The sequence below is a fragment of the Pseudomonas sp. 13B_2.1_Bac1 genome, from assembly GCF_025466155.1.
Classification (GTDB): Bacteria; Pseudomonadota; Gammaproteobacteria; order Pseudomonadales; family Pseudomonadaceae; genus Aquipseudomonas; species Aquipseudomonas aylmerensis.
Genome location: NZ_JANLOH010000115.1, coordinates 152038 through 174244, shown reverse-complemented (window position 1 = coordinate 174244; position 22207 = coordinate 152038). Strand labels below are relative to the sequence as shown.

The window sequence follows — 22207 nt, the reverse complement described above, 5'->3', positions numbered from 1 at the left end:
GTCAGGTCGACTGGTAAAGAGTCGCCGGGCGCGGGTATGACTTCACTGCCTGACGTGCAGAAGTCACATTATCAAACGCTGAACCCGGCCTCGATGTTGTTCGACGTCAGCCTCAAAGAAGGACACGTGCAGGCTGACACGACAGCCGCGGGCCGTGATGTCGCCCATCATCTCAACGCGCCAGGCAAACGCTATGTCGTTGACGGGCATGCTGCTGAGCGCGGCAATACGTTGCGTATCAAAGATGAACGACAGTACCTGTTTCATATTCAGTCCACGCCGGCTGTCGCGGCGGTATTCAAGAGCAGCCTTGCCGATCCGGCCGGCGATGCAAGCTTTGTATCGTCGTTAGACAACCCTGGCCGGGCGCACCTGGCAAGCGTCAGCGCAATCCACACGACTGTCGAGGGCAAGCAGTTTCGCCTGGATAACGAGCGTCTTTATCGCTTTGAACCGATCACGCTATCCTGGCTGCCCGACGCCGATGCACGTGCATACAGCCGCATTGGTTTGACCGGGGAAGGGCATTTGCTGAAGACACCTCAGGGCTCTCTGGACAGCAGTGCGCAGCGCCAGGGTTCGGTGGTATTGAGCCAGGTCCAGGGCGTCTCTGCCCTGCACCTGCAGGGCATCGGCGCACCGGCTGTGCGTCCGTTGGATGAGGCCGGCGTGCCTGTGCCGCTCGCGCGCATCGGGCTGGCCGGTAGTACCCTGTATGGCGCGACGACTGACGGCGAACTGCTGCGCGCAGATGTGCGTCAGGCCAGGGGCGGCGTGCTGCCGATGGCACGTCAATCGGTCGAAGCACTGGAGCAGGCGCTGAAGGGCAGTGTCAGAGTCGAAGGTTTCTTTCATGATGATGCAGGGCAACTCAATGCCCAGGTTCGCGATGCGCGCGAGCAACTGCATAGTTCTCCCTTGAATGAATCAAGCGCATTGCGCCCGCACTGGAACCTCAGTGACGTGTTGGTCAAGGGCATCGAGAAAGGTCTGCCCTTGCCCAGCCAGCAGGCACTCGCGGCCTCGATCGATCTCGGGCTGCGGGGCAAGGTCGCACTTGATTCAGGCAGGCTGTTGAGTTGGAACGCGGGTGCACAGCAATGGGATAACGCCCGGCAGCCGGGCGTCGAGCGTCTGGAGCGTGGCCTGGATGGACGTGCCTATGTGCTGCAAGAGGGGCAACTGAAAGCGGTGGCGATCCAGAAAGTGCGTGATCCGGTTTTCGAGGGCGCCAGCCATGACTTGGCCGCTCTGCCCAAGCCCCGTCCTCACGTGTCGCTGGTTGAGGTACTCGCTGGAAAAAGTCAGAGCCCCATCGCCCACTTTGCAGTCGCCGATGGCCGTCATTTCGTAACGGCCAATCAAGACAACGAACTCCAGGTTCATCAGGAGGGTGTCGTCACCCCATTACGGCTGTCACCGCCGCTTGCGATAAAGGCACTGGCGCTGGATCACGAAGGGCATCTCTACGCACACAGCCAGGGTGACGAGTTGTTCAGGGTTGATCGCGAGGTTTGGCAAGGCAGCGCCAGGGGGCCGCATCGCTGGGCCAGGGTTGAGCTGCCCGCGGGCCGCCTCTTGGAATCCTTGCGGATGGGGGCTGACAAGCACTTGGTTGCCGGCTGGGATAAGCAGTTCCATCGATTGGATCACTCGGACTCAACGTCGATGCAATGGGGGCCGTTGCTACCGGTGACAGCGGTACCGTTGCTGGGCGATACATTGGCGAGTGCTCAAATGCGCGCGCAGTTTCCAGGCGGGGCATTGACGGCCAGCAGTCATGTGATGGGGCAATCCCGTGAGGGGATTGCGCACCAGCGCAGTTTTTTTCAAGGGATCAAGGCGCATTTTCACCCTTTGGAATCCCTCAGCCAGACAGGCAAGGATATTCAGCACCGTGTCAGCGGCCGTCGCGGGCTGGAGGCCGTCTACGCTGACGATAAGCAACTGCACGAGCGGCTCAAGCCCCTGTCGAAGAGCAAGCCGGTTGCGGCTGACCTGAGCGCGCGCCTCGTCGCGCTCGGCGTACCCGGCCCGCGCCAGGCGTTGGCCAACCAGATCAGCCAGGCGTTGGCCCGTGTAGACGCGAGCAGCCAGGCCAGCGCACGCCTGTTAGGCGATGTGCATGGGCTGGCGTTTGACTCGCGGCCCACACTGGGCCGGACAGTGGTCAACCCGGAATCGACGCTGCATCAACTGCATCAGGCGTTCATGCGGGTCTCACCCTCATCGGAAAAAACCACCGCTGCGCTACTGGCCAATCTGGAGGGGCAAGATTTGACGTTGCCCCAATGGAAACCGGAGCGTAAGCGAGACCTCACTCACCCTGGCGCCCTCGTCGAAGGCGACCTGATTCATCACGCCCACACGCTGAGGAAACTGACTGATCTGGCGGAGGAACTCGACAGCGTTTCCGGATACAGCCCAAGCGCCCTGAAGCGCATAGAAGGCTCTGTGAGCGCGGTCATCAAGGATTTTGACCAGAGCCCGTTGCATCAATTGCCACGTCAGAACGTCGTCAGTTACGCGCAGGCAGAGACCCTCTACGACAACTTCAAATTATTGGCCAAGGACCTGGGTACACCGGGATCCGCCTTGCATTGGCACCTCTCGACGCTGCTCGGATTGCCCGTCGATGCTTCCCTCAAGGACGCACTGACGCAGCAAGTGCAACAACTGGAGAGTGGTCAAACCCTTGGCTCCAGCCGCACCCAGGGCAAAAGCCTGGGCTTGATGGTGACGGGGATAAAACCTGTCGCCCCCGTGGAATTTTTCCTGGGCGCCTCCAAGTCCCATACCAACGGCGTCAGCATCAGTCGCACGGATAAAGGCGCCAGGGTCGAGATCTCGATGGACGACACACGGCGGTTGGCCGCTTCGGTGGCTTCAGGGGTGACGGTGGGGCGGGGCAGCCAAGCGTACGGGCCGGGTTTGAGAGTCGCGGGGGAATTGACGGCAGCGGTGGCGAAAAACACCGGTTCGAGCATCAGTTTTGACGTGAAGGAGGCGGACTTCGGCAAGTTGATGTCGATCCTCACCCACTCATCGGGTGGTCTCCACGATTTGCTGGCGCTGGGAGAGCAGCACGCTGCCGGGCACAGCTCCAAGCTGAGTGGTGACGTTAACCTGGATGGACTCGCGCAGTTGCGTGTGCTCTACAACCCCCAGGAGAATATTGCCGAGCTGGACTCAGTGATACGCGCAGGTATCGGCGGGTTGGCGAACCTCAATCTTGCGCATGCGGACAAGAGTCAGTCCACTACGCGCACGGCGGCGGGCACCAGTCACGCCGAGGGACGCAGCGCACAATGGCTGAGGCAGGGTGGCGTGGGTTTCAACGTTGCGCCTTTGAACGCGCTGGCGTTGGGCAGGGTTGAAACTGGCGGGCCAGCTGCTGCCGTTTTTGCATTGCCGGAAATATCGGTCATGGTGAAATTCGATCGGAGCCAATCACAGGCATTCAGTTTCTCTTTCAAGCCGCCACACGCGGTGACTCAATCGCAGATCAATGACCTGCGACACAGCCTTTCGCTGTATTCGCCGCAATTCAGACGGGACTTGGCCGCTACGGAACGGTCGGGGGCCACGACGGATGAACAGTTGGCCAGCTTGCAGGGGTTTCTGGCGACTCATCCGTCCCTGGCGACCAAGGCGGACGCCTACCACGCGATTGGCCAGTCGTTGGATAAGTTATTGATCCAACGGGACCTGATGAAAAGCGGGCTTCGCCAGCTGGCATCGGTTGAATCTTCCGTCACACGTGTGGGCTTGCGCGACAACGGGCAGCATGCCTGGTTAGATGATGTCGCGCCGGCCAACAAAGCGGCCATCGAACAATGGGCCAGGGACGACCCGCACTTTGCCCAGGTGCTCGATCAGCTGCAGCATGGGGAGGGCACTTCAGTGCGACTCGGCATGGAGCTGAAGCCGCAGGTGCTGCGCGCGATCGAGCACAGCCACCTTGCGGGTAAAGGCACCGAGGCGTTGATCAAGCACGCACTCAATGACCGCAACAACCTACGCGTAAAAAGTATGAGCATGAGCTACACCGCCACCCAATCCCATAGCATGTCGATACCGGCGATGACGAACCTCAGCTTTTCCAGCAGCGCTGCGCTCAGCCACACGCAAAAACAGGTCAACGTCGATCTGGAGTACGGCGTGAATCCGGATAAACCCTTGAAGATGAACCTCAACGATACGTTGAGCCGTTTGCCCCGACACGATCTGACCCTTGATTTGGCCAGCCAGCGCATCAGGACGCCGCAGGCCGTGAGGTAAACGAGGCGCAAGCCGTCAAGCAATGCCGGCTTGCGCCATGTCCCGTGCTTTTCTACAGGTAAAGAGTGCCCTGCATATACAGCGCGGCCTTGCCGGAAATAATCACCCGGTCGCCCTTGAGCTCGCAACGCAATTGGCCGCGACGCTTGCCCCCCTGTTCGGCGGTGAGTTGCTGTTTGCCCAGGCGCTCGGCCCAGAGTGGCGCCAGCGAGGTGTGCGCGGAGCCGGTGACCGGGTCTTCATTGATGCCCACGTTCGGGCCGAACCAGCGCGAGATAAAGTCAAACCGGGTGCTTTGGGCCGTCACCGCGATGCCGCGTTTGGGCAGGCCCTTGAGGCGTGCGAAGTCTGGCGTGAGCGCGGCGACCTGGGCCTCATCGTCGACCACGACGATGTAGTCATCGGTGCCGAATACGTGCGCGTTCTCGATCCCTAATGCACTCAACATCCCGCTGGGCGGCTCGCAGCGCTGCGGCTGCTTGGCCGGGAAGTCCATCGCCAGTTCGTCGCCATTGCGCGTTACCCGAAGCTCGCCGCTGCGGGTGGCAAAGCGCAGCACGTCAGGCGCATTCCCCAATTGATGGATCAGCACCCACGCCGCCGCCAACGTAGCATGACCGCAGAGGTCGACTTCGACTTCCGGGGTCAGCCAGCGCAACTCGTAGAACTCGCCACGGGGCACGAAGAACGCCGTCTCGGACAGGTTGTTTTCGGCGGCGATGTTGTGCAGTTGCTCATCGGGCAGCCATTCGGTGAGCGGGCAGACGGCTGCCGGGTTGCCGCCGAAGACGTGCTGACTGAAGGCGTCGACTTGGTAGATATCCAGTTTCATCCGGGGCACTCCGTGTGTGGGGGAGGCTGGACACTAACAGTGGCTCAGGAGAGCGTCAAAATACAGATGCGCAGTTTTTTGCGCGCATGCCCCCATTCAGCCCAGGCGCAAGACCATTGCGCCGGCGGCAATGATGCACGCGGCGACGATGCGCACTCGCGTGAGATGTTCCTTGAGCACCCACGCCGAGATCACCACGCCAAACAGGATCGAGGTTTCCCGCAGCGCCGATACAGTGGCGATGGGGGCCTGCGTCATCGCCCACAGGGCCAGCCCGTAGGACGCCAGCGTGCCGGCTCCGCCGACGAGGCCGAGTCGCCCATTGCGCAGGACGTAACGGCAAAACTCCACCCGCCGGGTGACTAACGCCCAGGCGGCAAGCGGGAGGCCGGTGAGCAGGAAAATCCACAGTGTGTAGGCCGCTGGCGCACCGGACTGACGCACACCCCAGCCATCGATGAGCGTGTAGCCGGCGATCACGCCGGCGTTGACCAGTGCCAGGATCAGCCCTTTTCTCTGCCCGGCCGAAGGGCCGGCAGCCATGCTCAAGATGCCGAGGGAAATCACCGCAATCCCGAGCCAGGCAGACGCCGATAATGGCTCGGCCAACACCAACACGCTGACCACGGCCACCAGCAGCGGCGCGGTGCCCCGCATGATCGGGTAGGTCTGGCTCATGTCGGCGATGCGATAAGTCGAGGCGACCAGTACGAAATACACCACCTGCAAAACCACCGAGGCACCGATGAACGGCCAACTCTCCTTCGCCGGCAGCGCCAGGAAGGGGACGACAGCCAACGCAATCAACGACGCAACGGACGCGATCATGCAGGTGGTCATCAGTTTGTCTATGCCGCCTTTGACCACCGCATTCCAGGTAGCGTGGAGCGCCGCGCCGAGCATGATGATCGCGAAGACGTCGAGGCTCATGAGTTGCGGCTTGCGTTATCAAGCATTGCCATCGCCATGTGGGATCTCTCGTTTGCTTGTCAGTAGGTCACGGCAATGGCCTGGGCCAGTTGCATGTCATTCATGTGCGGCGCCAGGTAGGACGTGTGGTCGGTCCTGACCGCGAGTTCAAACTGCGCGCTACGGATATCGCCATCCGAGCCGATGAATGCCAGCGCATCGCGCTTGGCGGCGGCGAGCCTTTCGAACGGCTTTGAGGTCAGCCACGTGGTGCCGGCGGTGAGCAGGCACGGCACGCCCGTGGTCACCATCGTGGCACGCTCCAACGGGCTTCTGCCCTGGGCAGCATGCGCGAGCAGGGGCGGGGTTGAGCGTGCGAGTGCAAGCAGCAGAAACTTGGCGGCCATCGAACACTGATTCCGTTTAGTGCTGGGAGAGGACGGGATCTTAGCAGTTGGCCGTGCTTTTCTGCGGGCATAAAAAAACGGCCTACCTTTCGGTAAGCCGTTTTTAGTACTTGGTGGTACTCAGACATTTGAACTGGTACGTAAATTGTTATTTTTGTTTGATTTTTTTATTTGTATTTTCATGGGATAAACATTGGGGATACACGGCGCTGTCTGCTGGGATGTTTTTGGCCCGTTTCACGCTGGCTGAAAAAGTCTTATAGGTTCGTTGCTCCATCCCCGACGAACCATAATGTCACCACTACTGATGGTTTAGTCCATAAGTGGCCCAGTTATCTAGCTCCGCACTTTTGAGGAACCATCCCCACGCATTTGCGGCGATGGTGCTGGCGCCGTGTGGCAGTTCCATCACACAGAAGTTCTTGCGATTCTCCTGCGCCAGCACCACCCCGGATCAGGGTAGTGGTCATTCATGGGGGGCGCGAGAGGGTGATGTCCGGGATTCTCCGTAAGAAGCCTCGGCATTGCCGCTGGTTCATTCGGTGCTTTGGTCGGGTCACCAGTAGATCACGCTACGATACATACGATACATTTGAAACCGCAGTGAAAATATCTATTTGGTAACCGCGACCTTCTCCAAGATTAGATTGGTTTTTAAACAGTCCTTTCAACATAAATCAAAGGTAAAATCGATGGCTAATAAGTTGAGATTGTTTTCGATGTGCTGCTAGGGTGCTTGCTCCTCGTTGAGGTGCCCTCCCGCTTCTGGTGGAGTCTCCGCAGGCTCGAGTGATCTCATTACCTCAATACTTAGCTCTCTGCGGCGGCTATCTACTAACGTAGAGATTTTTTTGAATATTTCAGTGAGTTCTAAATGGTTGTCCTTCTTGTCATAAGGAATGATGAATATCCTTCGAAGCTCTTTATTGATCTCTACATATTTGTCCGTGTGTGTACCTGACAAAAATATATAGTGCGGCCTAGCGTTGGGGATATTGTGAGCATAATTTTCAATGACTTGAGAAATTGCTGGGTCGCTCAGTGAGAACCCTACAAAAAGTACTGTGTGGGTAAGAAGTACAGTTTCTATGAATTTTGCATAAGCCCAGTTTCCATATGCTTTATCTGAATAATCTTTCTTGGTGAAAATCATGGTATCTATGTCGTCGATAGACCCATGGATTTTAAATATATAGCTTTGAGAGTCCCTAAAAGCTTGAAAGGAATCTTCGCCTATTGACTTTACAATGTGCGGATGATGTGTGGCATTTTTGTTTACGTCGTTCCATGCGCCTTCGAGGTATAGGTCGAAGTTTGTGGTTAACACGATGCGTTGATTTAGTTGCATCAAGGTTTTTTGCAGTTCGGTCGGTGTTCCTCTTTGAGCATATTCAGCAGTGAGCAGTTTTTTCCACTCATCAGTTCCCATCCCCCGACTGATCATTTCACAAGCCATCAAATAATCTTGGCTTTTGATCATCTGCTTCGCATGCGATTTAAGCTTTTTATCAGCAAGCAAGTCTGCAGCGTCTTCCAAGAAGCTTGACCATAGCTTTATTCTTCCGCCAGCAACTGTTGTGACTCCAGCGGATACTCCAGCGCCGATAAATATAGCAGCTCTTCTTTCTGCGAGGTCGTTAATCAAATCTGGGTTGATCGGGCGCATAGTTACTGGCTCTCAGTCCGTTCGGCCTCTGTAACAGAAAGGTTTTCTAGAAAGCGTAGAGCAAGTGTACTGTAAATTTCTCTAGCTTGCTTTCTCATTAATGTATAGCTACCGAGAGCACTCACGTTGATCATTGGCTGATGAAGAGTTTGTGATTTTGGCGCAAGACTGGCCAAATGTTTAATCTCTCCTATGTGCGGATTTAGTGACTTAGGATAAAAGTAACTAAGGTTTTTGCTGACCACTGCCGGTAGCTGTTTACTGATATGGTTGTAAGCCTCAACAATCCGAGTGCCCTGTTTTTCTTTACGTTCTTTGTGCTGTTGGGTTACATATCCTAAAAATCTTAACTTTTTGCTGATTAATTGTGGTAGTTCAGTTGGGTCTTCAGAATTCTTCATCCCGAATTCCAAATCTTTTTCCCATACTTTTACGGCTTCCCCGATATTTTTGAGAGCCCAGCTTGAGAAGATGTCAATGGACATTGGAACTAAGAAGTAGTCGACTGCCAGAAGTATGGCTCTGTTAATGGCGCCGAGAGATGGCCCCATATCAAAGAAAATGAAGTCATATTGTTGAGTTTGCTCTATGACGTTGTGAAACACCAAAGTAGTTCTTAAACCTCTGATTCCTCCGGCTTTGGCATCTCTCCAATCTTGCGCCAAGAGATCTTCTTTAAGCGCAAGGCGGGGGTCGCCAATTATAATGTCGAATCCAAAATTCTTTGATTTTAGTATCGGCAAATTTGTTCTGTAGCCTTTGCCTGTCGACAAGGGATGAATCACGCTGTATATGGTTTGCGGATCTAATGAGCCGTATATTTTGAGAAATTCTTCATCTGGCAAGACATACTGAGTTAGGTTGCATTGTGGGTCGGCATCAATAACTAAAACGTTGCATCCATGATTTAAACTGAGTTCTGCGGCAAGGTTTGCCACAAGGGTAGTCTTTCCCACTCCACCCTTATTGTTAAAAAAGCATATTGACTTTGTTCGCTGGTCGCCTGACTTTTTAACGTTCGTTTGAGGCATAGGATCAGATCTCACGGCATCGAAAAAACCTATCGTACGCTAGCAAAAAGCATTTTGGGTACTACCTCTTTACAGCCGGGGGAAGAGAGACTGGACAGAGCCACGTAGCCAATTCATCAGATTTTCCGAAAACGGAGTAATTTCCAGTTGAAACCAGTGCCTGGTAATCAAATTTTTTGATCTGCGGTGGGCGGCCTGGTTCGCGCCTTTATGGTTGCGAAGCGGAAGTGCGAACCTCAGTGCGAACCCGCTGCCTGTGCGCATCCAGAATGCGTAATAGCGGTGCGCAATTGTTGCTCATTGAACCGGCGGGGCATTGCTGGCGCTGGGGCGTCTACATCCTCGCGCTGGCATCATGTGCCCCCGATCTTCAACAATTCGATCTGCTGTTACATCAGCTTTTACACGGCTCCCAGTGAGTGAATGTGCTGCTGGAGACTTCGCTGGCGGATGGCTTTGCGCATTGACCAAGTGCGCGACGTGCGTGCGCGAAGCACTGCGCGAAAAAGTGTCGACCACCACTTGACGCGAGCCTTCCATGGAGTTGTTTCGCGAGTCGGGCATCATGATGCGAAGTGGTCACTAACGGCGGTCACCGCCCTCGGTCTCCATCTTGGCTCAGCATCAATTCGTGGATACCTAGGCGGATACTGGAAGGTTTCGGCTCAAAGCCGGAACAGCAAATACACTTCAATGTAATGGCGCCCACATCAGATCCTGTTGCTTGTTTCTAGCGTTCGGCGCCTGGTGGGTGACCAAAGTAGGCCTTGTATGCATGGTTGAAGTTTGCGGGATTGGCGTAGCCCAGACGGTAGGCAATTTGCGCCACCTGCCACCTGCGCTGGCGAAGCAAGTCGCGAGCAAGTTCCATGCGTTGCTGGCGCACATAATCCAGCATCGATTGGCCGTAGATTTGACTGAACGCCCTGCGCAACGTGGTTTCTCCCACCCCCAGGCTTCGGGCCAGCGCTTGAGTACCGGGAGGGTCAATGAGGTTTGCATCAAGTTGAAAGCGCGCTTCATGGGCCAAGTCTGCCTGACCGCGCACGGCAGGCAGCGGCTTGGCCGAATGGGGAGCAAGGTGCGTGGCCAACTCTATCAGTGCTGCCAGACTCAGGCTTTCCTGATTGAGGCGCTCCAGAGCTCCACGGTACGGAGAGTAGTAAATGCGCTCCAGCAAACGCCCCAGCGCAGGACAGCCGCGAAGCGTCGAAAACTGAATGCCGTCGTTAAGCAGACTGAGTAAGGGCTGGAGTGATGAGTCTTCCTCGGACAGCTCGCGCAAATAATCGCCGGCGATACGCAGTCCGGCCATACGCGCATGACTGCCGGCGGGCAGTTGATCGACGGTCTCCATACTTTCACTCAGCCCCAGCGCATGGACTGCACCAGTGGTGTATTCATTGAGCACACCGTCGACCCGATGCTGCCACTGTCCGCCGAGCACATGCACGATGCACACACTGTCGGGCAATATCTTGTGGATAGTCAGCGGCTCGGGGAACTGCAAATCACAGTCGAAATACTGCAGATCTGCCCGCACTGTTCGTGCCCGGTAGTGGCCGACGGCTGAGCCAACAACCTGACGAGCGCTGTCGTCGAATACGCCGGCTTGATCCAGAGCGCCCGGGTGATCGAAAGAAAAGTGCGTATCAAGATAAGGATTCTGGCGTTTCATCGAGAAGGGCTTGATCACTTCCTTGCATGTCCGCCGCATTGTACCCCGTCAGGTGTCGTTGTGAACCGCAGCCTTATAGTTGTGCGCAACGGCCTGCACGGTTGGCAGATCGCTGAGGGTGAATTTCAATGGTTGGCCATGAAATTCAAGGAATCTGAGTATGCTGATTTTTCGCAAATGGGCTGCCGTGCTAAGCATGGTGTTGGCCGTCATAACGGGCAATACCTTCGCTCAAGATCGCCCAGACGTAGCAGATAAGGTCGCTGCGTATTCGGGTGAGGCCGGGGTGAAAGTCTGGACACTGCGTATCGGGGCGCGTGAAGAAAATCAGGCACTGGTGCAGGTGGAAGGGGCTGACCACGACTGGAATCTGAAAATTCAAAAGATGTCTGTCGAGAAGACCAGCAAGGACACGCGCTATTACACCACGGTAGACGGTCAGAAGTTCGTCGTACTGATTCTGCAAAATGGCTGGGGAGAACTGTACTTGCCAGGCGAAGCAAAAGCGCTGGCCGTCGCCTATAACGAAGCCCTGGCGAGTCAGGGCAATGCGCAAGCGTTTCTCACTGACTATCTCCAGGCGAACTGAGCCATGAGTCTGTTGAGACGATGGTCATGGGGCCTGGCGATGTTGCTGCTGCCGCTGGTGCTGATGGGTTGGAGCAGCATTCAAAGCTGGCGGGCCGACAGCACCCTGGAAGAAGCGCAGGTGATGCGCCAATGGCTCGCCAGCCCGAGCGATGAATTGAGGCAGAAACTGCCGCAACAATGGCGCACAACGCCGGCGCTCTCGGACGACAGTCTGCGCGGCTACCTGCAGCGTGAGGTCGCTCGGGCCGATGCTGACCAGGGTTGGGTGCACATGCGCCAGGTCTTGGCGTTTCTTGGCTACTGGCTGGCAGTCGCGGCCGTGCTGGCAGGCTCCGCTACCTGGGTGAAACTGCGGCTGGATGCCTGGCGCGCGCTGCGCTCGCGGGACTTTCTTTATGATCGCCTGGTCCTGAGTTGGCGTGCGCTGGGACGGTGGCTGGTGGTCTACACCGGGTTGATTGTGGGGTCGTTGGCAATGGCCCTGCTGTATGAAGTCAGCTGGGGCTGGAGCAACCGCCAGAACAGCGGCATGGTGATACTGCTGGTCGTTGTGCCCTTGCTGGTGATGCTGTACCTGGGCGTGCTATTGATCGGGCGCCTGCGTCGGCAATGGCAGGATATGGAAACGCCGCAATCCGGGTTTCTGGGGCGTTCAATCAGCCGGGCCAGCGCCCCGGCCTTATGGGCATGGATCGAAAAACTGGCAGCCGTCACCCGCGCGCCTGTGCCAGACCACATCGTGATTGGGGTCGACCAATCGTTTTTCGTCACCAGCGTCCAGGTGGCCCTGCAACCCTCGGGGCAACTGTTGACGGGCCGTACGATGTACCTGCCACTGACTTTCCTGTCGACCTTGAGCCAGGAAGAAGCAGCCTCGATTATCGGCCATGAGCTTGGCCACTTCAGCAGCCGCGACACTGAGCGTGGCAGTGAAGCTGGGGCGCGGTTCAGCCTGATGTACATGCATTTCCTGAACATCAGTGCGGTGGATGACATGCCGTCCTGGATCGAACGTCCGGCGATCTGGATGACGTGGCGCTTTTTGCATCACTTCCAGATTGCCGTGCACCACTGGAGCCGTGCGCAGGAACTGGTGGCGGATAAGGTCGGCGCGCAAATTGCCGGCGAGCGACTCTTTTGCCAGGCGCTGCTGCGCGTCATCGCCCTTGATGCCGAAGTCAACAAACTGCTTGGCCAGCGTACCCACACCAACTTGATCCAGGCGTTAGCAGAACACCTTCGCCAGGCTCCGGTGATCTTGAACGAGGCGGTGATGGATCACGCGATCGCTCATCCGTTCGATACCCATCCCCCCACTGCCGTGCGCCTGCAGCAACTGGGTGTGGTTCTCGACGACCAGTTGCTGGCCCAGGCAACACGGACGCCCACCGCGCACGACCGGCAGTGGTTCAGTCAACTCACTCATGATCCGCAGTCGGCTGAAGATGCCAACAAGAATGGAGTACCGGTATGAACCACCCTGATGATCCACTGGCCAGCCTGGCCCAATCCCTCACTGAGGATTTTAATCAGCACACTGGCGATCAGTTGCAGGCGGCCATCCAGGAACGCGAGGAGTGGTTGGCCGAGGTTCCCCCAGTCACCGAACTGGCCTACCCACGCAAGGTGCGCCGCACCCTGTTGCTCTTTTCAGTGTTCGCTTTCGTGATGGCTGGCGGGAGTGCGTGGGATGGCAAAAACGCGTTCATGGGAGGCATTTTTGCAATCGTGGCGTTGGTCTTGCTCAGCGGGGTGTGGCTGCACCGGCGGGCCGGCGAAGAAATCCTGATGCGCCTGACCCATAGCCACTTGTGGTTTCGCAACCTTGATGCAGACATCGATCTGCTGGATATCGGCGATATCCACATCAAAGAGGGCCGAGTCAAGCTATGGATCACGCTGACATTGCGCGAGGGCGCCCCGCTGCCCGCCTGCAAAAACGCCGCGGGCCCACTGATGCCTCACGTCAAGATCAAGCGCTCCCGGGAGCCACAGATATGCCTGACGCTGTTCGGCCTGCAACTGAACGGTAAAGTCCTCACCGGCGAACAAGTGCTGGAGATGCTGGACACCTACTGCAACGCGGCGCGTGTAGAAGGTGAGTTGCGGGCGTTGAAGGCTTCCTGAAGGGGGAAGGGGCTACACCGGTGTGTGACGAGGGCGCTCGCGTCCTCGCCACACTGATGTATTCGACAGTTTCAGCGGCTTGCCTCGGTACGCCACAGCACAGGCCAATAAATCTGCTCCAGCCCCATGCAGGTGTTCATTTCAGCCGCATGCGTCAGCGTGAAACCGTTACCGTCGTAGCGCCAGCGCAGCGAAGTACCACAACCGCCCATGCCCATCGCCATTGCCTGGCTGCTCAGTGCACCCGTGGCCGGATCAAAATCGACGAGGCCGTTGGGCTCTCTTTCCGACAGATTTGGCACTTCGGCGACCCGCGCTGGGCGCGCCTGCTCAGGGTGGTCCAGGGGCGCCTGGTAGATATTGTAGAAACAGTTGTATGCCCCACAGCCGGTTTCGATGATCACCAGCGCTTGATCTGCACTCAAGGCATAGGCGTTTGCTTTTGGCGCAACGCCTTCATTCAGATCCTCCTGCCACTCCTTGCGCGTGGCAGCCACCACTGCATCCGCGACCTCTTTTGCCCTGTCCGGGGTAAGCGCAACGGGTGCCTGCCAACTCGGCACCGGCGGTGCAGCAGGTGCTTGCGGCACGCTGCTGGCGGGCGCCTGCCCCTTGGAAATCAGTGCGTCCTGTGTGCCAACCCGCCCCTGAACCGAGTCGATCAGCAAAAGCGCCGCGCTCATCCCGTTTAGCGAGGCGACGGAGGTGCCACCCTCAATGGGTAAAGTCAACTCCCGCCCGTTGCGCAACTCTGCAATCAAGGCGTCGGCATTTGATCCGGTCAGAGCAAACACCTCAGATACCTCACCTTCTTTGCGTTCGCCTGGCTCGAATCGATTTTTCAGCGGTTTGCCATCGAGTGTGGGTTGACCACGGGTGGCGTTGTAGCTGAACACGCCTACCCGCAAGTTGCCCTGCCGGCCGGCTTCACGCGTTACACGCAGGCTGAACGTCGAGATGCCGATATCGTCGCGCTCCGGGACGGCACCGATAGCCGTGCAGGTACGCGTGTTATCACAGCCGATAACCCAGTCCTTGATAGAACGCTCCAAAGGGACATCATCGGCGGCGTTCGCACTGGTAACTGCAGCAGCCATCAGGAATATGAGAGGGAGTCGGGTCATCAAACAGGTGCCTGTAGACTGGAAAAACTCTATTAGGGCAGGGTTCTTCGCGAATACCTATTGCATGGCCGTTACACACAACAGAAATATCGCCTGGGACAATCGGCACGGTCTTCCAGCCAGCGGATAAGCACGCTGCGACGCTCTGTCCCGACGGTTCCGGTAGCAGAAGCTGTCCTCGCATCGCGACCGGGATCTCTTAGAGGGTGAGCGATGGCTTTTGGCCGCCGTTCGACAATGAGCGCTGCCGGCCAAAAGCAGTCCCTTAAGAGGTTGGCCAGCCGATAACCCTGTTAACAATTATCAAGATTGGCGGGTGGCGGGCGACTCGGTGACGGAGATCACTGTGATAGATGGCAACCAGGTGGGTATCGAGTCACGAGTTAAGCGGTAATACGCCGTTTACACCCCAGTCATCAAACTATGCGGGCAACAATATCGCTGCGGATGAGGCCTCCTGCGGCCAAGGCCTGAAGCTTTTTCACCAGCACTCCTCGCTCAATTTTCGACGTTACCGGGTCGACAATCTGATATTGACGATCGCACCATTGCTCAACTTGACGAAGCCAGAAAACGTTCACAACGGGCTCTGTGTCGAGCCGTTCCAACAGATATGCCACCTGTTGCCATCCCGGCTTTAATTGAAGTATCGCTTGGCGGCGGGCTGTCGACAGTTCATGCCAGTCTTGATCTAACTTTGCGCCCACTCCCGCACTCACGGAACTCCATGGTTGTTTGTCTAGCGCCGTCACCGCAGCGCGAAACACTTTGTCCGACGGATCATCAAGCGCCTCAAACAGTTCGGGCAATTGGTCATCCCCGAGCAGGCGCACAGCCGCATGCCGTACGGTGGAATAACTGGAACGTAGCGCTTGTGTCAGCCATCGTTCGTCGAGGTCGGCGTTAAGCTCTGCTGCCAGGCCAAGAACACCGAGCCAATCACCTTTCCCTGTGGGCAGATCCTGGTTCACCCGTTCTGATAGCACCGCCAGTGTGTCGACGTTATTACGGGGTGCCTCAAAGCGTGCCAGGCTACGGATCGAGGGCGATGCATCCAGCAAGGCCTGGCGTAAAAGCTGCCTTGGATTGTCGAGCAATGGGAGCAGCGCGCGTAGTACGCAGACCCGCACTTTGGCTCCTGGCTGCGACAAGGCTTCAAGCAGCAATGGCGAAGCTTGCGCAACTGGCAGCTCCTGGCATGCAGGCACGGCTGCTAGCCTTACGGTCAGCTCACGATGAGCCAGGGCGCTACGTAGAAGGGCTTCTGGTGCGGTATTTTTTTCCAGCAAAAGCGCAAACAGATAGCGCGCAGCTTTTCCTTGCCGGGTAAGGAAATTTGCGTAGACCTCATCTTGGATTTCGGGCGACTGTAGTACATCGCGTACGGATTTTAACGTGGGGCCATGATCGGCTCTCTGCCGCGCAGCCAGCGCCATAAGAGGCTCCAGCGCAAATAACAACGCTTGAGTCTGGGATGTCGACAGATAGTGATTCATGCCGACTAACGCCAAATCGCGAATCTGCGGAACCCAATCATTCAGCCGATTTATCAAAGCCACTAACGCTTCCGGAGACGGGTGGCTGCACAGTTCCCTGACTGCGACTTCTCGAATGAAACCGTTGTAGTGGGAGCTGAGTTCTACCCAGGTCTCTTTACTCTTGGCATTTTTGAGTAGTTCCAAGGCTTCGTTGCGTCGATTTTCAGACCATGAGGAAGCAGGTACTGGTTTGTTCCTCAGTCTATCTAGCCACTTCTCTATGGAGGTCATGCTTCAACCTTTTCTATACGCTTACGCGGGCGTTTTGACAGATGGTAACCGTACGAGGTGGTGGACTTGTCCCTTCGGTTTAATTATTTGTGGGGGATACACCGGGGGATGGTATAGGGGGGGATACAAGGAGAGATAGCCAGAAACAAGAAAGCCCGCACGAGGCGGGCTTCTTGAGGTGATTCATAGACTGCTGTAGACATCTATGGATCGGTACTTGGTGGCTACACAGGGACTTGAACCCCGGACCCCAGCATTATGAATGCTATGCTCTAACCAACTGAGCTATGTAGCCAAGTGGCGCGCATTATTCGCGTAGAACGACAATGCGTCAAGCGTTTATTTTGAATTTTTATCTACGCTTTCAACTGTTTAACCTGAATGGGCGGATCTGGCGACGAGTGGTGCGCCAATTCGCGGTGGCGTGCAGTGCATCCGTCGCGCTTGCGACTGTCAGGGGGCGCGCAGTCGTTAGCGTGCTAACGGGATAGCCTTCCCACCGGCAAAAGTGGCACATTGTCGCACCTGCACCTGTGCACTTCCCCTGCGGTACGGAAACCTTCCCATGGCTTTGAACACCCCCACGACCACCGGACAGACCAGTCCGCTGGTGATGCGCATCATCGGCGCGGTGGCGCTGGCCCATTTGATCAACGACCTGATCCAGTCGGTGCTGCCGTCTATTTATCCGATGCTCAAGGCCAGCTACGGCCTGACATTCACCCAGGTCGGGCTGATTACCCTGACCTTCCAGCTCACCGCGTCATTGTTGCAACCGTGGGTGGGCTATTACACCGACCGGCGTCCGCAGCCGTTTCTATTGCCATGCGGGATGATCTGCACCCTGGTGGGCATTCTGATGATGTCCCAGGTGGGCAGTTTCCCGCTGATATTGCTGGCGGCCGGCCTGATCGGTATCGGCTCCTCGACCTTTCACCCGGAAGCCTCCCGTGTGGCGCGGCTGGCTTCGGGCGGGCGCTATGGCCTGGCGCAGTCGACGTTCCAGGTTGGCGGGAATGCCGGTTCTGCATTCGGCCCGTTGCTGGCGGCAGCGATCATCATCCCTTTCGGGCAAGGCAATGTGGCGTGGTTCGGCCTGTTCGCAATTTTTGCGCTGGTGGTGCTGTATGCCATCAGCCGTTGGTACCGCAACCACCTCAATCTGTTCAAGCTCAAGGCCGGCCAGGCGGCCACTCATGGCCTGTCGAAAAAGCGCGTCATGAGCGCGTTGGTGGTGCTGGGCCTGCTGGTGTTTTCCAAGTATTTCTACATGGCCAGCATCACCAGTTACTTCACCTTTTACCTGATCGAAAAGTTCGACCTGTCGGTCGCCAGCTCGCAGTTGCATCTGTTCCTGTTTCTCGGTGCAGTGGCGGCGGGGACGTTCTTTGGCGGGCCGATTGGCGACAAGATCGGCCGTAAGGCGGTGATCTGGTTTTCGATCCTTGGCGCGGCGCCCTTTACCTTGTTGATGCCTCACGTGGACTTGTTCTGGACCAGCGTGCTCAGCGTGATCATCGGCTTCGTGCTGGCCTCGGCATTCTCGGCCATCGTGGTCTATGCGCAGGAGTTGGTGCCGGGCAATGTGGGGATGATTGCGGGGGTGTTCTTCGGGCTGATGTTCGGCTTCGGTGGGATCGGCGCGGCGCTGCTCGGGCACTTGGCAGACATTCATGGTATCGAGTACGTGTACACGCTGTGCTCGTTCTTGCCGTTGTTCGGGCTGCTGGCGATCTTCCTGCCGCGTACCCGCAAGTCCTGAGGGAGTTGGGCAGATATCCCTGCCGCCCAACACCAGGCTTGTGCTACGGGTAGGTCGAATTGCGGGTGACGCGTTTGAGTTGTTCGCGTGCCCGCGACAGGCGTGAGCGAACGGTACCGATCGGAATGTCCAGCACGTCGGCAGTGTCCTGGTAGCTGCCGTCGGTTTCCAGCGAGGCGTACAGCGTTTTACGCATTTCGGGCGGCAGGTGGTCAATCGCGCTCAGGGTATTTTCCAGGCGGCGGTTGACCTCGAACTCCCAATCCAGACTGTTGTTTTCTTCCTGGCCATGCCACAGCGACTCATCGAATTCGCAATGCACAGGCTTGGCATACATGCGCCGAAAGTGATTGCGGATCAGGTTCTGCGCGATGCCGCACATCCAGGTGCTGAGGGTTGCCGTGCCGCTGAACCGTTCGCGATTGCGCCAGGCTTCAAGGTAGGTCAATTGCAGAAGGTCGTCCGCATCTTCCGGATTGAGCACGCGCTTGTGAATGAAACGCCGGAGTTTTTTTTGCTGGTCGTCGGTCAGGTGGAGCATGAATTGAGGCGAGCTGCCAACGAGATGAGCTAAAGCATCAATAGGGATATTCATGATGTTTTCCTTTGGGTAGACGCAGTCGAAAGGATGTCGACAGGAACCCGTTAGCACTGCCTGTGCCAATCATGAAAAACCTAATAAAGCATTGATTTATATATAGAAATATCTTGAATTGAGTCGATTTTGAGCAAGTTCTTGCACTTCTCGACGAGGCTTTGTGCAAGTCTTTTCAAGCGCGCGTTGATGTGGAATGCAATGGAACCGTATGCATCTGTTTCGCCACACAGGGAAACACTCTTCCTGTGCCGGTCTGAACACTATGTCCATAGACGTCAATTCAAAAAGCGATGTGCACGCCATCCCGCGCCTTGACTCACCCGTCATCAGTAAGACCTCCGTGCCGGTGCCCGACAAAGGGGTGGATGAGCTCGCGTATCTGTTCAGTCAGGAAGTGGAAGTCAATCAGCGCTTGTTGGGCGAGCGGAAGATAGGCACGCGTGTGCCCCCGATCCAACAGATCATTCAGCTTTACGAACAACTGGGGCACCCGGCGCAGGCGACCCTGGCATCTATTTCGCTTCGCCTCAGGCTGCAATTGCAACAACAGCCTGCGGTGACCAAGCTGCTCGCGCTCACGGGCGGAGACCCTGCACGCGCGTTCGTGGTCCTCAAGCATGTGGCGGCCCAGGCGGACGCTGAAGCGCGCCCGACCGAGGCGGCCCTGGCGCGCGAGGCCATTGCCAGGCTGGAGGTCGGGTTCAAAGGCGAAATCCAGGCGGGCCTGAACACCGCCTTGTCATTGCGGGCGGCCGGTCTCGATCCGCAGGCGCGTCAGGAGCTGCGCATGCTCTACTACGCCAGCGTGGTCGTGCGTCAATCCCCGACCCTGATGATGAAGGAACTGCTCAGGCTCTACGGTGGCGAGCGGTTTCATGTTGGCCTCCAGTCGATGCGCAGGGCCTTGGCGGATGATATTGCGGCATTGGTGTCGTCGAGGCCGCTGCCGTTGTTGCGCACCTTGTTGCTGAGTCTCAACAGCTGCGGGCAGTTGAATGGCGTGTGGGCCGGTTGTCGGGCATTGATCGAGCGCCTGGCCATCGCGCATGACCCGGTGGAGCTGTTGCAGCGCATGCTGACTTACGCCGGTAGCGGCATCGACTCCACTGAACTCCTGACCTTCGGCCATGACCTGGGCGGTGGTCCGGCCTTGCGTCAACTGGTCGCCCTTCACGCGCTTCATCCGCTGTTCAAGCAGTTGCCCTTGGCCTTGTGGCCTGACAGGCAAGTACGCCAGGACACCCTGCAACGGTTCATGGCCGTGATGGACGAGTTGGACCTGCACCTGCGCGGGCGCACACGGTTTACCGTGGTGCCGAGGTCCCTGGCGTGACCGTGCTACTGGCCATCAACCGTGTATTGCTTAAAGTTGCCCAGCGCGCCGAAGTGCTGGGCGCTGTCGTGGTCCTGGCCATCGTCTTCATCTTTATCGTGCCGCTGCCTACCTGGCTGGTGGACATTCTGATCGCGCTGAATATCTGCATTTCCTGTCTGTTGATCGTATTGGCGCTGTACCTGCCGGGGCCCCTGGCGTTCTCCTCGTTTCCGTCGATCCTGCTGTTGACCACTATGTTTCGCCTGGCGCTGTCGATTGCGACCACGCGCCTGATCCTGCTGGAACAGGACGCTGGAGACATCGTCGAGGCCTTCGGCAATTTCGTGGTGGGGGGCAACCTGGCGGTGGGGATGGTGATCTTCCTGATCCTGACCCTGGTCAACTTCCTCGTGATCACCAAGGGCTCGGAGCGGGTCGCCGAGGTCGCCGCGCGGTTCAGCCTGGATGCCATGCCCGGCAAGCAGATGTCGATCGACAGTGACTTGCGGGCGGGTCTGATCGACGGAGCACAGGCACGCGACAAGCGTGAGCAGCTGTCCCGCGAGAGCCAATTGTTCGGGGCTATGGATGGCGCCATGAAGTTCGTCAAGGGTGACGCCGTCGCCGGTTTGATCATCGTGGTCGTCAACCTGTTGGGCGGCTTCTCCACGGGTATGTTCCAGCACGGCTTGAGTGCCGCTGATTCGATGGCGTTGTACTCGGTGTTGACCATCGGCGATGGCCTGATAGCACAGATTCCGGCACTGCTGATCTCCCTGACCGCCGGCATGATCATTACCCGCGTGGCGCCGGATGCACGCAGGGGGGTGAGTAACATGGGCGCGGAAATCGCCCGGCAAATGACCAGTGAGCCCAAGAGTTGGATGATTGCGTCGGTGGGCATGCTCGCGTTTGCAATTGTCCCCGGTATGCCGACCGGGGTATTTATCTTCATTTCGCTGATCACCGGCGGCCTGGGTTATTACCTGATGCGCAAGCGTCAGCAAGAGGCTAAGCCCGCCGCTGAGGCGGCTCCGGCGGTTCGTCCCGAAGAAAATGGCCAGGAGGATCTTCGCGGGTTCGATCCTTCGCGACCCTACCTGCTGCAATTTCCCGCGGCGCTGCGCGGGACGCCCGAGGTCACCGAGCTTATCCATGGCATCCGCCAGTCTCGAAATTCACTGGTCGCCAACATCGGCCTGACGTTGCCGCCATTTGAAGTCGAACTCGATGACACCCTGGCCGACGATGAGATGCGGTTTTGTGTGCATGAAGTGCCGATGGTCAAGGCGTCGGTCGTCAGTCGCCTGGCGGTCGACAGCCAGGCGCTGACGGTTGAGCCGGCTGATGGAATACCGGGCCTGGTCGATCGCGATGAACAGGGCTGGGTCTGGCTGGCGCCCGATGATCCGTTGCTGGATGACCCGCAATTGGAGCGCTTCACGTCGACGGAGCTGATCCTCGAGCGCATGAAAAAAGCCATGATGCTCAGCGGGCCGCAGTTCCTGGGGATCCAGGAGAGCAAGTCGATCCTCGGCTGGCTGGAGCATAACCAGCCGGAGCTGGTGCAGGAGCTGCAGCGCATCATGCCGCTGTCGCGTTTCTCGGCGGTGTTGCAACGCCTGGCCGGCGAAGGCGTGCCACTGCGGGCCGTGCGGCTGATTGTCGAGTCACTGATCGAGTACGGCCAGCATGAGCGTGAACCGGAAGCCCTGGCCGACTATGCGCGCATCGCCCTCAAGGCGCAGATCTTCCATCAGTACCGAGAGGCCGACGGGCTGCATGCCTGGTTGCTGTCGCCGCATTCGGAAAACATCCTGCGCGAGGCGCTTCGCCAAACCCAGACCGGCGTGTTCTTCGCCCTTGAGGACGATTACAGCGCGGCGTTGATCAACCTGCTCAATCAGGCCTTTGCGATAAGGGCAAAAAGCAAGAGTGTGATGCTGGTCTCGCAGGACCTGCGCAGCCCTTTGCGCACTCTGCTGCTGGAAGAATTCAACCATGTTCCGGTGCTGTCGTTTGCCGAGTTGAGCAGCACCTCCAAAGTCAAAGTGCTCGGACGTATCGACCTGGGCCAGGACGAACTCATGCGTGGTGCGGTGGCATGAGTCATTGGC

Annotated in this window: 16 protein-coding genes and 1 tRNA gene; 7 read left to right on the top strand and 10 right to left on the bottom strand. The window is 57.6% G+C overall.

What is annotated here, in order from left to right; genetic code table 11:
- Positions 1-36: 36 nt before the first annotated feature.
- On the top strand, positions 37-4281 hold the full coding sequence (locus NTD80_RS30725) for an AvrE-family type 3 secretion system effector (RefSeq protein ID WP_262135891.1): 4245 nt from the start codon (positions 37-39) through the stop codon (positions 4279-4281).
- A 52-nt stretch (positions 4282-4333) separates the two neighbouring features.
- On the opposite strand, the gene NTD80_RS30720 is transcribed toward NTD80_RS30725, so the two are convergent.
- From NTD80_RS30720 to NTD80_RS30695, 6 genes are all read right to left on the bottom strand, one after another.
- Positions 4334-5113: a PhzF family phenazine biosynthesis protein gene (locus NTD80_RS30720; RefSeq protein WP_262135890.1), complete on the bottom strand. Its 780-nt coding sequence runs from the start codon at positions 5111-5113 to the stop codon at positions 4334-4336.
- A gap of 96 nt (positions 5114-5209) precedes the next feature.
- Positions 5210-6043, bottom strand: a complete 834-nt coding sequence (locus NTD80_RS30715) for a DMT family transporter (RefSeq protein WP_262135889.1) — start codon at positions 6041-6043, stop codon at positions 5210-5212.
- Positions 6044-6102: 59 nt separating this feature from the next.
- Positions 6103-6429: a DUF2388 domain-containing protein gene (locus NTD80_RS30710; protein ID WP_262135888.1), complete on the bottom strand. Its 327-nt coding sequence runs from the start codon at positions 6427-6429 to the stop codon at positions 6103-6105.
- A 727-nt stretch (positions 6430-7156) separates the two neighbouring features.
- The gene (locus NTD80_RS30705; protein WP_262135887.1) at positions 7157-8095 is read right to left on the bottom strand and encodes an SIR2 family protein; all 939 of its coding nucleotides are present in this window, start codon (positions 8093-8095) and stop codon (positions 7157-7159) included.
- Positions 8096-8097: 2 nt separating this feature from the next.
- Positions 8098-9126 (bottom strand): ParA family protein, encoded by a 1029-nt coding sequence (locus tag NTD80_RS30700; RefSeq protein ID WP_262135886.1) that lies wholly within the window; start codon positions 9124-9126, stop codon positions 8098-8100.
- Positions 9127-9856: 730 nt separating this feature from the next.
- On the bottom strand, positions 9857-10804 hold the full coding sequence (locus NTD80_RS30695; RefSeq protein ID WP_262135914.1) for a helix-turn-helix transcriptional regulator: 948 nt from the start codon (positions 10802-10804) through the stop codon (positions 9857-9859).
- 160 nt (positions 10805-10964) lie between these two features.
- On the opposite strand from NTD80_RS30695, the gene NTD80_RS30690 reads away from it, so the two are divergent.
- The 3 genes from NTD80_RS30690 to NTD80_RS30680 are packed head-to-tail and all read left to right on the top strand — an operon-like array spanning position 10965 to position 13522.
- On the top strand, positions 10965-11393 hold the full coding sequence (locus tag NTD80_RS30690) for a hypothetical protein (RefSeq protein ID WP_262135885.1): 429 nt from the start codon (positions 10965-10967) through the stop codon (positions 11391-11393).
- Between the two features lie 3 nt (positions 11394-11396).
- The gene (locus tag NTD80_RS30685) at positions 11397-12869 is read left to right on the top strand and encodes a M48 family metallopeptidase (protein WP_262135884.1); all 1473 of its coding nucleotides are present in this window, start codon (positions 11397-11399) and stop codon (positions 12867-12869) included.
- Positions 12866-13522: a hypothetical protein gene (locus NTD80_RS30680; protein ID WP_262135883.1), complete on the top strand. Its 657-nt coding sequence runs from the start codon at positions 12866-12868 to the stop codon at positions 13520-13522. The genes NTD80_RS30685 and NTD80_RS30680 overlap by 4 nt, the downstream gene beginning before the upstream one ends.
- 71 nt (positions 13523-13593) lie before the next feature.
- Here the strand turns inward: NTD80_RS30680 and NTD80_RS30675 are convergent, their stop codons facing one another.
- The 3 genes from NTD80_RS30675 to NTD80_RS30665 form a co-directional block, all read right to left on the bottom strand.
- Positions 13594-14646: a DUF1176 domain-containing protein gene (locus NTD80_RS30675; RefSeq protein ID WP_262135882.1), complete on the bottom strand. Its 1053-nt coding sequence runs from the start codon at positions 14644-14646 to the stop codon at positions 13594-13596.
- 416 nt (positions 14647-15062) lie between these two features.
- The gene (locus NTD80_RS30670; RefSeq protein WP_262135881.1) at positions 15063-16415 is read right to left on the bottom strand and encodes a PBS lyase; all 1353 of its coding nucleotides are present in this window, start codon (positions 16413-16415) and stop codon (positions 15063-15065) included.
- 218 nt (positions 16416-16633) lie between these two features.
- Positions 16634-16710 (bottom strand) — tRNA-Met (locus NTD80_RS30665).
- Positions 16711-16980: 270 nt separating this feature from the next.
- Between NTD80_RS30665 and NTD80_RS30660 the strand changes: the two genes are divergently transcribed.
- Positions 16981-18177: an MFS transporter gene (locus NTD80_RS30660; protein WP_120447581.1), complete on the top strand. Its 1197-nt coding sequence runs from the start codon at positions 16981-16983 to the stop codon at positions 18175-18177.
- A gap of 43 nt (positions 18178-18220) precedes the next feature.
- On the opposite strand, the gene NTD80_RS30655 is transcribed toward NTD80_RS30660, so the two are convergent.
- A complete protein-coding gene (locus NTD80_RS30655) occupies positions 18221-18772 on the bottom strand; it encodes an RNA polymerase sigma factor (RefSeq protein WP_065900458.1) in 552 nt (183 codons plus the stop codon).
- Positions 18773-19043: 271 nt separating this feature from the next.
- Here NTD80_RS30655 and NTD80_RS30650 point away from each other — a divergent pair, with 271 nt between their 5' ends.
- Both NTD80_RS30650 and sctV read left to right on the top strand, forming a co-directional pair.
- Positions 19044-20108: a TyeA family type III secretion system gatekeeper subunit gene (locus NTD80_RS30650; protein WP_262135913.1), complete on the top strand. Its 1065-nt coding sequence runs from the start codon at positions 19044-19046 to the stop codon at positions 20106-20108.
- The gene (gene sctV / locus NTD80_RS30645; protein WP_262135880.1) at positions 20105-22198 is read left to right on the top strand and encodes a type III secretion system export apparatus subunit SctV; all 2094 of its coding nucleotides are present in this window, start codon (positions 20105-20107) and stop codon (positions 22196-22198) included. The genes NTD80_RS30650 and sctV overlap by 4 nt, the downstream gene beginning before the upstream one ends.
- Positions 22199-22207 lie beyond the last annotated feature (9 nt).